Source organism: Pseudomonas sp. P867 (assembly GCF_019891455.1).
GTDB classification, from domain to species: domain Bacteria; phylum Pseudomonadota; class Gammaproteobacteria; order Pseudomonadales; family Pseudomonadaceae; genus Aquipseudomonas; species Aquipseudomonas synxantha_A.
The window spans coordinates 1-14,886 of record NZ_JAFLXB010000021.1; the positions used below are offsets into that span (position 1 = coordinate 1).

At 58.7% G+C, this 14,886-nt stretch carries 13 protein-coding genes and 1 pseudogene; 8 read left to right on the forward strand and 6 right to left on the reverse strand.

Annotation, left to right across the window (positions count from 1 at the left end; all coding sequences use genetic code 11):
* The 4 genes from J1G33_RS26505 to J1G33_RS26520 form a co-directional block, all read left to right on the forward strand.
* Positions 1-2,752: RHS repeat-associated core domain-containing protein (locus tag J1G33_RS26505; protein ID WP_223019084.1), on the forward strand; the 2,752-nt coding region annotated here is incomplete at its 5' end.
* 2 nt (positions 2,753-2,754) lie between these two features.
* The gene (locus J1G33_RS26510; protein WP_032880749.1) at positions 2,755-3,111 is read left to right on the forward strand and encodes a hypothetical protein; all 357 of its coding nucleotides are present in this window, start codon (positions 2,755-2,757) and stop codon (positions 3,109-3,111) included.
* Positions 3,112-3,155: 44 nt separating this feature from the next.
* Positions 3,156-3,440 (forward strand): hypothetical protein, encoded by a 285-nt coding sequence (locus J1G33_RS26515; protein ID WP_223019085.1) that lies wholly within the window; start codon positions 3,156-3,158, stop codon positions 3,438-3,440.
* A complete protein-coding gene (locus tag J1G33_RS26520) occupies positions 3,434-3,850 on the forward strand; it encodes a hypothetical protein (RefSeq protein ID WP_032880747.1) in 417 nt (138 codons plus the stop codon). The genes J1G33_RS26515 and J1G33_RS26520 overlap by 7 nt, the downstream gene beginning before the upstream one ends.
* A gap of 155 nt (positions 3,851-4,005) precedes the next feature.
* On the opposite strand, the gene J1G33_RS26525 is transcribed toward J1G33_RS26520, so the two are convergent.
* From J1G33_RS26525 to J1G33_RS26535, 3 genes are all read right to left on the reverse strand, one after another.
* Positions 4,006-5,235: a M20/M25/M40 family metallo-hydrolase gene (locus tag J1G33_RS26525; protein WP_223019086.1), complete on the reverse strand. Its 1,230-nt coding sequence runs from the start codon at positions 5,233-5,235 to the stop codon at positions 4,006-4,008.
* A gap of 46 nt (positions 5,236-5,281) precedes the next feature.
* Complete coding sequence (locus tag J1G33_RS26530; RefSeq protein WP_103734597.1) at positions 5,282-6,340, reverse strand: diguanylate cyclase; 1,059 nt, start codon at positions 6,338-6,340, stop codon at positions 5,282-5,284.
* Positions 6,341-6,420: 80 nt separating this feature from the next.
* On the reverse strand, positions 6,421-7,053 hold the full coding sequence (locus J1G33_RS26535) for a LysE family translocator (RefSeq protein ID WP_148853881.1): 633 nt from the start codon (positions 7,051-7,053) through the stop codon (positions 6,421-6,423).
* Between the two features lie 172 nt (positions 7,054-7,225).
* On the opposite strand from J1G33_RS26535, the gene J1G33_RS26540 reads away from it, so the two are divergent.
* Entirely contained in the window at positions 7,226-8,662 is a 1,437-nt protein-coding gene (locus J1G33_RS26540; RefSeq protein ID WP_223019087.1) for a PLP-dependent aminotransferase family protein, read from the forward strand.
* Positions 8,653-8,757: pseudogene (locus tag J1G33_RS28120) on the forward strand (outer membrane lipoprotein carrier protein LolA); the annotation flags it as partial. The gene J1G33_RS26540 and the pseudogene J1G33_RS28120, both read left to right, overlap by 10 nt.
* 29 nt (positions 8,758-8,786) lie before the next feature.
* Here J1G33_RS28120 and J1G33_RS26545 read toward each other — a convergent pair.
* Positions 8,787-9,257 (reverse strand): Lrp/AsnC family transcriptional regulator, encoded by a 471-nt coding sequence (locus J1G33_RS26545; RefSeq protein WP_005788981.1) that lies wholly within the window; start codon positions 9,255-9,257, stop codon positions 8,787-8,789.
* A 123-nt stretch (positions 9,258-9,380) separates the two neighbouring features.
* Here J1G33_RS26545 and J1G33_RS26550 point away from each other — a divergent pair, with 123 nt between their 5' ends.
* Together J1G33_RS26550 and J1G33_RS26555 are read left to right on the forward strand one after the other, a co-directional pair.
* Positions 9,381-10,625: a methionine gamma-lyase gene (locus J1G33_RS26550; protein WP_223019088.1), complete on the forward strand. Its 1,245-nt coding sequence runs from the start codon at positions 9,381-9,383 to the stop codon at positions 10,623-10,625.
* A gap of 228 nt (positions 10,626-10,853) precedes the next feature.
* Positions 10,854-11,525: a helix-turn-helix transcriptional regulator gene (locus tag J1G33_RS26555; protein ID WP_177327439.1), complete on the forward strand. Its 672-nt coding sequence runs from the start codon at positions 10,854-10,856 to the stop codon at positions 11,523-11,525.
* 131 nt (positions 11,526-11,656) lie between these two features.
* Here the strand turns inward: J1G33_RS26555 and J1G33_RS26560 are convergent, their stop codons facing one another.
* Both J1G33_RS26560 and macA read right to left on the reverse strand, forming a co-directional pair.
* Complete coding sequence (locus J1G33_RS26560; RefSeq protein WP_223019089.1) at positions 11,657-13,615, reverse strand: MacB family efflux pump subunit; 1,959 nt, start codon at positions 13,613-13,615, stop codon at positions 11,657-11,659.
* 3 nt (positions 13,616-13,618) lie between these two features.
* A complete protein-coding gene (gene macA, locus J1G33_RS26565; protein WP_032880740.1) occupies positions 13,619-14,770 on the reverse strand; it encodes a macrolide transporter subunit MacA in 1,152 nt (383 codons plus the stop codon).
* Between the last annotated feature and the right edge of the window lie 116 nt (positions 14,771-14,886).

Sequence of the window (14,886 nt, forward strand, 5' to 3'; positions counted from 1 at the left end):
TAGCCAGGAAGTCTATGTCCACGACGACCGGGCGCGGTTGGTGCAGCGCATCGATCCGGACGGCGCGCAGCATTTCAAATCCTACGATGCCAAGGGGCGGCTGACCGTCGAGCAGGATCCGCTGGGCGCGGTGATGGCGTATCAGTACGACGAAGCCGGACGCTTGGTGGCGTTGTTTCCCGGGGATGATGAGCCGACCTCCTACGAACATGACAACGGCTTTGTTCGGGTTGTGAGGCGTGGGGAGGCGGTCTGGAAATACGAGCGTAATAGCCAGGGCGATGTTACGCGTAGGACTGATCCCGATGGGCAGGTGACGGACTACAGCTACAACAAATACGGGCAACTGACGGGGGTTTGGTACCCCGATCACAGCTGCCATCGGCTGGTGTGGAATGAGCGTGGGCAGTTGCTGGAAGAGCAATTGCCCAATGGCGGGATCAAGCGTTATCGCTATGACGATTTAGGCCGACAGATTGCCCGCGAGGATGAACACGGCGCGCAGACAGTCTATGAATGGGACAGCGTCGGTAGGTTGATTCGCCTCGTCTTGCCAGGCGGCACCACACGAGAATTCAGCTACAACCCCTACGGAAAAATCATCGCCGAACGCGATGAGCTCGGCCACGTCACCCGCTACGAATATGCCAATGGCCTGCACCTGATCAGCCGCCGCATCAACGCCGACGGCACCCAGGTCAAGTATCGCTACGACAATGTTCGGTTACTGCTGACCGAAATCGAAAACGAAGTCGGCGAAACCTATCAACTCGACTACCACCCCAACGGCCTGATCCAACAGGAAACCGGCTTCGACGGCCAACGCACCGCCTACGTCTACGACCTCAACGGCAATCTGCAGGAAAAGACCGAACACGGCGACGACGGCAGTCAGCTAATCACCCGTTACGAGCGCGACCACGCCGGTCGCCTCGTACGAAAAACCCTGCCCGATACCAGCGTGGTCGACTATGCCTACGACCGCCAAGGCAACCTCCTCAGCGTCGAAGACGGTCACTGGGCGTTGGCCTACGAATACGACCGCCAAAACCGCCTGACCGCCGAACACCAAGGCTGGGGCACCCTGCGCTACGGCTACGACGCCTGCGGCCAATTACAAAAACTGCGCCTGCCCGACAACAACCGCCTCACCTTCAACCATGACAAGGGAGGCCATCTCGCTACGGTCGAGCTCAATGGTGAGGTGCTCACTGCACATTTATTCAAGAGCGGCCGCGAACACCAACGCCAACAAGGTCAACTGCTCAGCCATTACCACTACGACGACCAAAACCGCCTACACGCCCACGCCGTCACACAGCAGGAAAACTACCTTTACCAGCGCCAGTACGACTACGACAAATCCGGCAACCTCACCCGCCTGCTCGATACCCGCAAAGGCCAGCACGACTATCGCTACGACCCGCTTAACCGGCTAACCCGCGCCGATCATTCCCAAGACGTCCAGGAACGCTTCGCCCACGACCCAGCGGGCAACCTGCTGATGCAAGACCGCCCCGGCCCGGACATCGTTGCCGGCAACCGCCTGATGATCCAGGGCGACCGCCATTACGACTACGACGCCTTCGGCAACCTGATCCGCGAACGACGCGGCAAGGGCCAGCAACTCGTCACTGAGTACCGCTACGACTGCCAACATCGGTTAATCACCATCACAAAACCGAACGGCGAAACCGCTAGTTATCGCTACGACCCGTTTGGGCGACGTGTCAGCAAAACCGTGGATGGCAAGACCACCGAGTTTTTCTGGCAAGGCGACAAGCTGATTGCCGAACACCATGCAAACTGTCATCGCAGCTACATCTACGAGCCGGACAGCTTCTGCCCGTTGGCACTGCTGGAAGGCTATGGCCCAAAGGGCACCACGCCCTACCACTACCAACTCGACCACCTCGGCACACCGCAAGAACTGACCGACACCGAAGGCGAAATCGTCTGGTCCGCCCACTACCGCGCCTACGGCCAGATCGCCCGGCTCGACGTAGGCAAAATCGACAATCCGCTGCGTTTCCAGGGGCAGTATTTTGACCAGGAAAGCGGGCTGCACTACAACCGCCATCGCTACTACAATCCAGATATTGGTCGCTACCTGACGCCGGATCCGGTGAAGTTGGCGGGTGGGATCAATGGTTACCAGTACGTGCCCAATCCGACGGGATGGGTAGACCCGCTAGGCTTGAATACATGCCCAGGTGCTGACGGGTGTAAACCCAGCACTAGTGCTCCAAATCCTGCGGAGAGTGTTAACCACGGAGAGCCTGCCTTACCGCAACTGACCCGCGCGCAGCGGCAGGCGAGAATTGATGAGCTAGCCGAGGCAAACGCCTACAGACGTTTGAAAGAGATCGAACAAGCATTCCCAAGAGCACATTTTTTGGAGAAGCACGGCGCGCAGACAACCTCCGACTCCCAACTCGAAAGAGTAAGATCAGGTAAAAACCCAACAACAGAAGAAATCGAAAGATACATTGGTGGAAGAAAAGATGGTGAACCCAAAATACCTACTGCAGCCACTAGATATTTCAGCCACCGGGACCAACTCAACGCCATTTATCGCGCACAACTTATATTTAAATATACAAATCTACAAACATCTCGCAGACCAATGCACATGGGAAAAATAATTGGAGAAGGATACAAAAAAAATAATTTTGAATACGGAAGACAAAGCAAAGCTATTGTAATACTTGACAATGATGGCAATCCGATTACTGCGTACACGGAATTCTAAACATGAAGCTCAGACCAGAACTATCAATACTCAGAAGCCTACTATTCACCTACAGCATTGAAAACTACGACGACCCTGAAAGAGAGTGCTTCATCGCTTCAAAAAATGTCAACAGCGAAACAGAACTCGCCGAGCTTTTTGAAAAATTGACTAAACCAGAATTTCTATCATATAAGCCTGAAATCCAACAGTGGCATATCGACACGCTTCACTACTATTTAAATACAGATGAAAACTTTGATTCTGTTTTTTATCTTTTCGACACCTATTTTGATGACGAAATAATTGATCACCGGCAATTCATGGCTGTGCTGTTACGCTGCTTACAGCACTACAATATAGAGTCCGATGCGAGCTAACGACCCTAAACAAATAAACAACCCCCAGTAAAAGGAAAAACCCAATGCAGCTAAGCACACAATTTAAAAGTCATCGAGCGCAATTCGCTGTATTAAATGAGGCGACCACAAGAGCGGAACGCAATCTACCGCCTTTTACCGGGGAAGATTACTACGGCAACCCAATTGTCCGAATCGAAATGCAGGGTTGCGGAAGAGGATATATACCAAATCCTAATGATCGGAACAATCCAATCCTTGATGAAAATATGGATGCAGCGATTGCGAAATTCGATCGCGAGACCAAAGAACTTTATACCGTATTTCCTGTGAGCAATGACCAATGCTGAAACACCCTTTTCTAGATATCCCGTACGCACCGAAACTTCGACACTTACTCAGTCCGTTCGATATTTATGATCGCGAAGAGACTTTAGGTGAAGAGTTTGCACGTTACGACATCAACCTTTACACAGACAGAAGACGGCTGATCAAAAAATACATAATTGAGAAATCTTCAGATCTAAGCTATCGACATCGCAAGGTCTTATGCGACAAATTGGGGGCTGCACTTAGCGACGAAACCTATAATTTTTCGCACTTATTGAGACAGGCTCCCGGCTATTACTGCACCCTGCCTTGGGGATGGAGTGACATGGACAATCCAAAAGGTTTTTTCGAAGAAATTTATAGATTAGCTAATGAGTGGTGGAAAGAAGACCTCCAAAAAGCCAGCCTCGAAGACCCTGCCACATGGTGACCCGAATCTTGACCACACTGAATATCCAATGTGGGAGGGGGCTTGCCCCCGATAGCAGTGGGTCAGCCAAAGCATATGCAAGCTGATCCACCGCCATCGGGAGCAAGCCCCCTCCCACATTTGAATCTCTTCAGTGCTTCAATCCAACGCTCCGATCAGCGCTTGGCCAGCTCCATAATCATCCGGCTCAACAGATAAACCCGCGGCACCACGCTCTCCACCTCGGCATATTCCTCCGCCGTGTGGATATTGCCCCCCACAATCCCAAACCCATCCAACGTCGGCGTCCCTACCCCGGCCGACAAGCTGGCATCTGCCGCGCCGCCACTGCCTTCGATGGTCAATTTGCGCCCCAACTCGCCATAAATACCTTGGGCGATCGCCACCAACTTATCCGATTCGGCCGTTTGCGGCATTGGTGGCAGGCCACGTTGCAGGCTGGTTTTCACTTCAGTGTCGGGGATCAACTTGTTGGCTGATACCCGCGCCAGATCCTTCTCGATTCGATCGAACTCTTCCGGCACCGCCGCACGTACGTCGGCCTTGGCAGTGGCCTGGTCGGGGATAACGTTAGTGCGGTCACCGGATTTGAGCACAGTGAAGTTGATGGTGGTCTTCTTCTCTTCATCACCGAGCTTGCCCAGTTGCAGGATCTGGTGCGCGGCCTCCATGGCGGCGTTGCGTCCCAGTTCCGGGGCGACGCCGGCGTGGGCGGACTTGCCTTTGACTTCGACCACCGCGGTCGCGCTGCCTTTGCGCCATACCACCAGGCCGTCCGCTGGGCGGCCGGGTTCCAGGTTGAGGGTCACGTCATGGCCCTTGGCAGTTTTACGGATCAGTTCCGAGGCAGCCTCAGAGCCGGTTTCTTCGCTGGCGTCGAGCAGGAAGGTGATCTGTGCGTAGTCCTTGAAGCCCTGGTTTTTCAGGACTTTCAGCGCGTAGATGCCGGCGACGATGCCGCCCTTGTCATCCATCACGCCGGGACCATAGGCACGACCATCCTTGATGTGGAACGGGCGCTCGGCGGCCGAGCCTTCCTTGAAGACAGTGTCCATGTGCGCCATCAGCAGGATCCTGGCCTTGCCGGTGCCTTTGAGGGTGGCAACCACGTGGCTGTTATTGGCCGCCTTGTCCCGTACCAATTCAATGCTGAACCCCAATTGCTTCAACTCATCCACGGCGATGTCACGCACTTGGGTCAGGCCCGGCTCGTAACCTGACCCCGAGTCGATATTTACCAGGCGCTCCAACAGCTTCAGGGCCTGGGCCTTGTACTGCTCGGCATCCGCCTGGATCTGCTTGTGAGGTTCGGCGCTGTAGGCCGGCATGACGAAGGACAACGCCAGGGTGGCGGCCAGCAGGGTACGCGGGAAAGTGAAGAGCATGGAGCGATCCTTTTTTGTTGGAATGGGCTCCCCACACCCTATCTCACTAGACCGACCGCAACCAACCCTCCTGCACGGCGTTTACCCGGTTGCGCCCGCTGCTCTTGGCTTCGTACAACGCCTGGTCGGCATCGTTGAGCCAACCGATGGAGTCAGCGTGGGTCGGCTGGTACGGCGCCAGGCCGATACTCAAGCTGACGCGCAATGCCGGGTCCTGGGCATAGGCCAAGGCGTTGAAGCGATCGCGCAAGGCCTCCATCACTTCGGTGGCGCGATTGAGGGGCATGTCCGGCAGGATCACGCAGAACTCATCGCCGCCATAACGCCCGGCCAGATCGGTGGCGCGCAGGTTCTGGCGCAGCACTTTGCTCAATTGGCGCAGGACGATATCGCCGGTCACATGGCCATAGGTGTCGTTGATAGTCTTGAAGTGGTCAATATCAATCAGCGCGATGGCGGCGCCCGCCTGGTTTCGGCGGCAGCGTTGGAACTCGATGTCCAGGTGGTCTTTCCAGGCACCGTGGTTGAGCAGGCCGGACAAGCTGTCGGTGCGGCTCAAGGCCAACAGCTCACGCTTGTGCCGGGCCAGGGTCACGGCCTGGCGGTAGCAGATCCAGCCCAGCACCAGGGGATACAGCATCAGGATCGGCAGGCAGGCATACAACTGGGCCTGGGTGGTCACGGCGATAAACCCAGGCGCAAAAATCAGCAGCGCCGCGCCCAGCCCCAGCGCCTGCGCCGCCCACCCCGCCAGCATAAAGCGCGTGCCACCGATGGCCACGTTGTTCATGGTCATCATCGACAGGGTGGTGACGCTGGGCAGTGGGTTGAAGTGCATCGCGCCGACCCAAAACCCGCCGCAAAAAGAATCGAACAACAGGCTACGACGCTCACTGCCCAGGGTATGGGCTGCACGCAAAGACAATTGAAACGCCACATGCGGCCACACAAAAGCGTTGATCAGCATCCAGGCCCACACCCAAAGGGAAGGACTCAGCGGATACATGGCAAACACCACGCAGATGAAGCCGAGGCTCAGCCCCAGAAGACGAGATTTGTACAAGCGCGAAGCGAGCGGAAGTCCCTTTCCTCCTACGGCTGGCATGGTGGGGTGCGATCCTGAGTGAGTGCCTGGAGTCTAACAGGGCAACGTCAAATCGCCACTACTGCTTACACGCTAATCCTTCAGTGTGAAAAGCCACGCGCCAGCATCCATGCAACGCCCAACAGCAGCACTGCGGTGACCCGCTGCAACAACACCCGCCGCTTGGGGTTTTCCAGTACATGCTTGATGCGCTGGCCGAAATAGCAATACAGGCACCCGCTGGCAAATTGCAGCAACAGGAAGGTCGCCCCGAGAATGGCGATGTCCGCCGCCGAACTGTGCTCGCCCGCACCTGCAAACTGCGGGAACACCGCACTGAACATGATGATGGTCTTGGGGTTGGAAAACCCGGTCAACAGCCCTTTGCCAAACAGGCTGCGCGAGCCTTCCACGGCGCCCGCGCTGTTGATCGACACGCCGCTGCTGGTCCACTGCTTGTAGGCCAGGTAGAGAATATAGGCTACCCCGACAAACTGGATGGTCTGGGTAATGGCAAGGTTGCCCTTGATTAACTCCGAGAAACCGACGGCAAAAATCAGCATGGAAATCAGGTACGACACACTGGCGCCGATCTGCGCCGGGATCGAACTGCGCAGGCCGTCCTTCAAGCCCAGGCTCAGCAACAGCAGGGTCATGGGGCCGGGGCTGAAGGTCATGGTGGTGCAAAACAGCAGGAAGTAGAGAAACGAAGACAGGGTTAATGCACTTGTCATGGCCGCGGACCTTGAATGGAGAGAAACACGCCTCAAGCGCCCGCCCCAGGGCGGCCTTGGCGGTCTGGTTACGGCGCAGTCTAGGGCAGCGGCATTGCACAAGGCAGGTAAAGTGATGCCTAATCCGGCCTGACTTCACCGGTAAAATCACCGGCAAACATAAGGTCCCGTCATGTTTGTATCCGCCATCGCTTTTGTGGAAGGCACCCCCAAGGTCCAGCAGATCGTCGAGGCGTTCAGCCAGACCATCGAGAACGGCGAATGGGCGCCGGGCAGCAAGTTGCCGTCGGTACGGGAATTGACCCAGACCCTGGGCGTGAGCAAGTTCACCGTCAATGAGGCGCTGGACCGCCTGCGCGGGCGCCATTTGCTCACCTCCAGCCAAGGCCGTGGCTACTTCGTGGCGATGGACAGCGCCCGGCCGGCAACGGCGACCTGGGTCGACTTGCTGCCCCAGGACCTGCTCAGCATATTGCGTCGCCCGCTGGTCACCGCCAGTGGCGAACTGCGCCCCGGCGGTGGGCACTTGCCGGAGGAATGGCTCAATGGCGAAGCGATTCGCCAGGCCATGCGCAGTGTGGTGCGTGCGCCAACGCTGCGCATCGCAGGCTTGGGCACGCCAGCCGGGCTGCTGCCGTTGCGCCAGGCGCTGCAACAGAAACTGCACGGTGAAGGTTTGTCGGTGCCCGTAGAACAGATCATCACCACGCCCAACACTGTGCAGGGCCTGGACATGCTTATGCGCCTGCTGGCCCGACCTGGCGACACGGTGTTGCTCGACGCGCCGTGCTACTTCAACTTCCACGCCAACCTGGCGCTGCATGGGGTCAAGGTCGTGACCATTGAGCGCCGCCCCGACGGTTTCGATTTCGCGGCCCTCGAACAGTTGCTGGCCAAACACCGCCCCAGCCTTTACCTGACCACCAGCGTTTTGCATAACCCCACCGGGCATACCTTCAGCCCCAGCCAAGCGTTTCGCCTGCTGCAACTGACCCAGCAATACCACTGCCATATCGTCGAGGATGATCTTTATGGCGACCTGCACCCCAACCCTCCCCCGCGCCTGGCTGCCGTCGCCGGGCTCGATCAGGTTACCTACTTGTCAGGGTTCTCCAAGATCCTCAGCGCCAACACCCGGGTCAGCTACGTCGTGGCCGCGCCGCAACTGGCCGCCAACCTCACCAATATGAAGTTGATGAGCGGCGGCGTAACCTCCGAACTGTTCGAACAGATCGTCTACCGTATGCTCACCGAAGGCAGTTATGCCAAGCATCGCAAGCGCATGGTGCAACGCCTGATGGAGGCCGGTGGACGCATCGAACAATGGCTCAAGCGCTGCGGCTGCGAACTGCCGATGGCCTATGAAGGCGGAATGTTTATCTGGGCGCGTCTGCCGAAGGGGGTGAACGGCGAATTGCTGGCCCAGGAAGCGTTGAAACGCAGCATGGTGCTGGCGCCCGGTGCGCTGTTTGGCTACGACCCGGCCCATCGCGACTCGATGCGCTTCAATGTGGCCCACAGTGATGAGCCACGGGTGCAGCGGGTGTTTGAGGCGTTGTTGCATGAAGTGGCGCAGAGCAATGCCCATGCCGGGCGCGAATCCCTGTAGGAGCGGGCTTGCCCGCGAAGGTCGTCAACGATGACGCGGGTTTACAGCCCAAGCGCGGCGCTCTCAGGTTTTTCGCGAGCAAGCTTGCTCCTACAGAAAAGCCAATTGAGGTGTTTTGAGCCGTTCACCCCGGCAACGGAATTACCCGCAACGGCCGCACCGACTTGTACGAAAAGCTCGAATAGATTTCCTTGACGCAGGGCAAGGTCTGCAAGACTTCGCGGGCAAACTCGCCAAACGATTCCAGGTCCTTGGCCACCACTTCCAGCAAAAAATCATAGCGGCCCGACACGTTATGGCACGCCACGATTTCCGGAATCTCCAACAGGCGCTGCTCGAACGCGCGGGCGATTTCCTGGGTGTGGCTGTCCATCATGATGCTGACAAACGCGGTCACCCCATAGCCCAGCGCCTTGGGCGAGAGGATCGCCTGGTAGCCGCTGATCACCCCGCTTTCCTCCAGGGTGCGCACCCGGCGCCAGCAGGGTGAGGTCGTCAAGGCGACCCGCTCGGCCAGTTCGGCCACGGTCAGGCGGGCGTTGCCCTGCAATGCGTTTAAAAGGGCTTTGTCGGTGCGGTCCAGCTTGATGGGCATAACGTGCCTCTAATCATTATTTTTATCGGTGTTTAATCCACAAACGCGGGTTTTTCCAGCAGTTTTTGCAAGGTTCGTCCGTGGTTATGAGCATAGCATTGTAGGAAATAAGGAGCGCCCGACATGACTAATAAACACAGCACCTGCGGCTTTTCCACCCGTGCCATTCACCACGGCTATGACCCCAAGGACCACCACGGCGCGCTCGTACCGCCGATTTACCTGTCGGCCACCTTCGCCTTTCCCACGGTTGAATACGGCGCCGCGTGCTTTGCCGGCGAAGCCAGCGGCCACTTCTACACGCGCATTTCCAACCCGACCCTGGCGCTGCTGGAATCACGCATGGCCACCCTGGAAAACGGTGAAGCGGCGGTGGCCTTCAGCTCCGGCATGGGCGCGATTGCCGCGACGTTCTGGACCCTGCTACGCCCGGGCGACGAGGTGATCGTCAGCCAGACCCTGTATGGCTGCACCTTCGCTCTGTTGCACCACGGCATCGGCGAATTCGGCATCAAGGTGCGGCATGTTGACCTGACCGACCTGGCCGCCCTGCAAGCGGCCTTGTCCCCGGCGACCCGCATGATCTACTGCGAAACCCCGGCCAACCCCAACCTGCGCCTGATCGACATCGCCGCCGTGGCCAGGCTTGCCCATCAACAGCCGAATGTCACCCTGGTGGTCGACAACACCTACTGCACGCCCTACCTGCAACGGCCCCTGGAACTGGGCGCCGATGTGGTGGTGCACTCGGCCACCAAATACCTCAGCGGCCATGGCGACATCACCGCAGGCATTGCGGTGAGCAACCAGGCGCTGGCACAGCGCATTCGCCTGCAAGGGCTCAAGGACCTGACCGGCGCGGTGATGTCGCCCCAGGACGCGTCGTTGCTGATGCGCGGCCTCAAGACCCTGGCCCTGCGCATGGACCGCCATTGCAGCAATGCCCAGGCGCTGGCCGAAGCCTTACAGGCGCACCCGGCCGTGGAGAGTGTGATCTACCCCGGGCTGCGGTCCTTCCCACAGTACGAACTGGCGACCCGGCAAATGAAACTGCCCGGCGGCATGATTGCCTTTGAACTCAAGGGCGGGATCGAGACGGGGCGGCGCTTTATGAACGCACTGCAACTGTTCACCCGTGCGGTCAGCCTGGGGGATGCCGAATCGCTGGCGCAACATCCGGCGAGCATGACCCACTCCACCTATACCCCCGAGCAACTTGCGCAGCACGGTATCAGCGAGGGCCTGGTGCGTTTGTCGGTGGGGCTTGAAGACGTCGCCGACCTGTTGGCGGATGTGCATCAGGCCCTGGCCAAGTGCGGCCGCAACACGGTGCGTCAGGCCGCGACAGCGCCCTCTGCTGTGAGATAGCGCCTACACGTAAAGTGATTTTTATCCTGGCGGTGGTCGGACGGATCCGACTACCGTTATGCGTTTTTAATCTGAATTTTATCGATTGGATCCCCCTGCCTTTGCCAGCCTGTACTAGCATGGTGGCGGCGGGAAGGATTATCCGTGCAGGTTATTCATAGCGGTTACCTTGTTGACTCCCGCCGCTATAACGCCCAATACCTGTACCCGAAACTCATGGACGAATTGATGAACTCACACCTGTTCCCACATATAGGCAAGGTCATCGCCAGCACCGGCAGCCGCCATTTCCCACGTATGCTGCATGACCTCATCCTCACCCAACTGGCCGTGGACGCCACCCATATCACCCAGCTGCAGGTCAACAGCGAAGGCCACAGCCGCCGCAAGATCAGCCCGGTCTACACCGACTCGGTGGCAACCCTGGGGGCCGAGCAACCCGCCGCACAATTGCACCTCACCCGACACAAGGACGATGTGCGCTACGTGCTGTCGGTGTACCGCTCGCACCCCTCGCAGAGTTTTTCTGCCCAAGAGCGCAGCATGTTGCAGGACTTCTCCACGCTGTTGCTGCCCATGGTGGAAAAACACATCACCGCGATCCAGCCTGGCCGTCAGGACAGCCCGCCGGCAGTGCCACAGCACCAGGGCATCGAAACCCTGCGCCGACGCATCCAGGAGCGCCTGGTGCAATCGGGGCTGACCCTGTCCAACCGTGAACTGCAAGTGTGCGTGGGCCTGCTGGCCGGGCGCACCGCACCGGAGCTGGCCGAACAACTGGCATTGAAGGTCAACACCATCGAAAGCTACCTCAAGCGCGCGGCGATCAAGCTGGGGATCAGTGGGCGGCATTCGTTGTTGCGGTGGATGTACTCGACCCAAGACAGCACCCGTTTCTAGGCGGACGCAGATCAAACTGTGGGAGGGGGCTTGCTCCCGATAGCGGTGTATCAGCCATTACATCTTTGACTGAAAAATTGCTATCGGGAGCAAGCACCCTCCCACATGGGGTCCTCATTGGCAGATAGGGATCAGTCCCTTGCCAATGCCTCTATCGGGTCCAACCGCGCCGCATTTCGCGCCGGCACAAAACCGAACACAATGCCGATCAGTGTCGAGCAGGCAAACGCGGTAATGATCGAGCCCACCGAAAACACCATTTCCCACTCCTTCACAAACAGCGAAAACAGATAACCGATGGCGTAGGACAACGAGATCCCGATGATCCCGCCGATCAAACACACCATCACCGCCTCCACCAGAAACTGCTGGCGAATATCCGACTGGCGCGCCCCCACCGCCATGCGGATACCAATCTCGCGGGTACGCTCGGTGACCGACACCAGCATGATATTCATCACGCCAATGCCTCCCACCAGCAATGAAATCACCGCAATCAACGACAACAGCAGCGCCAGGGAGCGGCTGGTTTTTTGCACCGTCTGCATGATGCTGTCGAGGTTGTTGGTGAAGAAGTCCTTGGTGCCGTGACGTTGCAGCATCAGCTTGTTGACGTTGTCCTCCACCACCTTGCTCGGCTGGCCGTCTTTGATGCGCACGGTGATGCTGTCCAGATGACGCTGGCCCAACAGGCGCCCCGCCGCCGTCTCATACGGTACCCACACGTTCAGCGCCTTGCTGGCGGCGAACATATTCTTGTTGTCCGCCGTCACGCCGATCACCGTACACGGCAGGTTGCCCACCAGGATCACCTGGCCCAGCGGTTCGATATTCGGCCCGAACAGCCGCTGGCGGGTGTTGTGGTCGATCACCACCACCTGCGCCTGGCGCCGCGCATCGCTTTCACTGAAGGCAATGCCGGCTTCCAGCTTGAGGCCCTTGACCTTGAAGTAGCGATCACTGACGCCGTTGACCTGGGCATCCACATCGATGTTGCCAAAGCGCAGCAACAGGTTGCGGCCCACCACCGGCGTGGCGCTGTCGACGTAATACAGCTGGTTCAGCGCGTCCACATCCGAGGGCATCAGCGTCTGGATCGCCGAGGCGCGACTGTCGCCAAAGCTGGTGCCGGAAAAGATATCGATGGTGTTGCTGCCGATCGCCTGGATGTCCTTGAGCACATAGCGCTTGGCGCCTTCGCCGATGGCCGAGATCGACACCACCGAGGTGATCCCGATCACAATGCCGAGCATGGTCAGCAAGGTGCGCATGCGGTGCGAAATCAGCGCCACCCAGGCCATGTTGAAGGCTTCCTTGAATAGCCCCAGGCTCGCCACCAGGCGCCGCGCTCCGCTGCGCCTGGGCTCGATCGGCGCTTCGCTGGGCAGCTCCAGGTCAACGCTGTCATTGACCTTGTCGCTGACGATCTCACCGTCACACACCTCGACAATGCGCTGGGCATTCGCGGCGACCTTGGGGTCGTGGGTGACGATGATCACCGTGTGCCCGGCCGCGTGCAGCTCTGCGAGGATACGCATCACCTCCTTGCCGCTGTGGGTGTCGAGGGCGCCGGTGGGTTCGTCGGCGAGGATCACTTCGCCGCCGTTCATCAGGGCCCGCGCGATACTCACGCGCTGTTGTTGCCCGCCGGACAGCTGGCTGGGCCGGTGGGAGATATGACTCGCCAGGCCCAACCGCTGGAGCAACTCCCGCGCACGACTGTGACGCTGGCTTTCAGGAGTACCGGCATAAATCGCTGGCATTTCCACGTTGTGCAAGGCGCTCAGGTGAGCAAGCAAATGGTAGCGCTGGAAGATAAAGCCGAAGTAATCACGGCGCAGCTCAGCCAGTTGCTCATCGCCCAGGGAGCGGGTTTCGATGCCATTGATCTTGTAGCTGCCGGCGGTGGCGTAATCCAGGCCGCCAAGGATATTCATCAGGGTCGATTTGCCCGAGCCCGAGGCGCCGATGATCGCCAGCATTTCCCCGGCATGAATCGTCAGGTCGATGCCTTTGAGCGCGATGAATTCACGCTCGCCGGCCATGAAACTACGGGTAATGCCCTTGAGTTCCAACAGAGGCTGAGTCATGGATCAGCTCCCTGCCACGGCGGGTGTGGCGTCGCCGATCACCACCTTGTCGCCCTCGGCCAGGCCATCCAGAATCTGCACTTTGACGTTGTTATTGATGCCGGTCCTGACGTTGCGCTCTACCGCTTTGCCCTTGGCATCCAGCACCCGCACCGGGTAACTGCCGTCGGCATTGCGTGCTCCCAGCGCCGCCACCGGCACCATCAACGCGGCCTCGGCGGTGTCGAGCACAATGCGCACCTGTGCGGTCATGGCGATGCGCAGGCGGTGGTTAGGGTTGGGCACGTCGAACAGCGCGTTATAAAACACCGCGGTGTTCTGCTTGGGGGTGCCGGCGGTCTGGGTTTCGAGGAAGTTCTGCGGGGCTGGTTCAGTGCCGCGCAGTTTGGCGTAATAGCGTTTGTCCGCCTCGCCGAGGATGGTGAAGTACACCTGCTGGCCGGGGCTGATATGAATCACATCCGCTTCCGAGACTTGGGCCTTGACGGTCATGGTGTCCAAGTCCGCCAGCTTGAGCAGTACCGGTGCGAGCTGGCTGGCGATCACGGTCTGGCCTTCCTGGGTGACGATGCCCACTACGTCGCCGTCGATGGGCGCGTTGATGCGGGTGTAGGCCAGGTTGACCTTGGCGGTGTCGATCTGGATGTGTGCGCTTTTGATCTGTGCGTCCAGGGACAGCAGGTTGGCCTGCTGCACCTGGAAGCTTGATTCGGCGTCTTCGAAATCCTGGCGTGACACCGATTCGTCGGCCTGCAGGCCCTTGTAGCGCTCATAGACAGACTTGGCCTGCTTGAGCTGCGCGGCGGTTGCGCGGCGTTGGGCCTGGAGGTTTTCTTCGTCGACCTGGGCTTTGCGCAGGGTGTTCTGCAGGATCAGCGGGTCGATTTCGGCGAGCCACTGGCCCTTTTTTACCTTGTCGCCGACTTTGACTTTCAGCGATTTGAGCTGGCCGGAGACTTGGGCGCCGACGTCGACCTGCTTGATGCCTTCGAGCAGGCCGGTGGCCAATACTGCGTTTTCGATATCGCCGCGTTCGGTGGTGGCGGTGAGGTATTGGGGGGCGTCGGCGGGGGCCTTTACGGTGTAGATGATCAGGCCGATGGCGACGGCCAATGCTGCCAGGAGGCCGATTTTGCGGAATTTAGACGTTTGCATGGTTGGCTTCTTGATTGAGTACAGATCCGTTGGCCGGGTAGACGCGGCATCGGGTTGCAAAAGCAGAGTGAGGTTTCATTGACTTGCACAGCTTAAAAATGTGGGAGGGGGCTTGC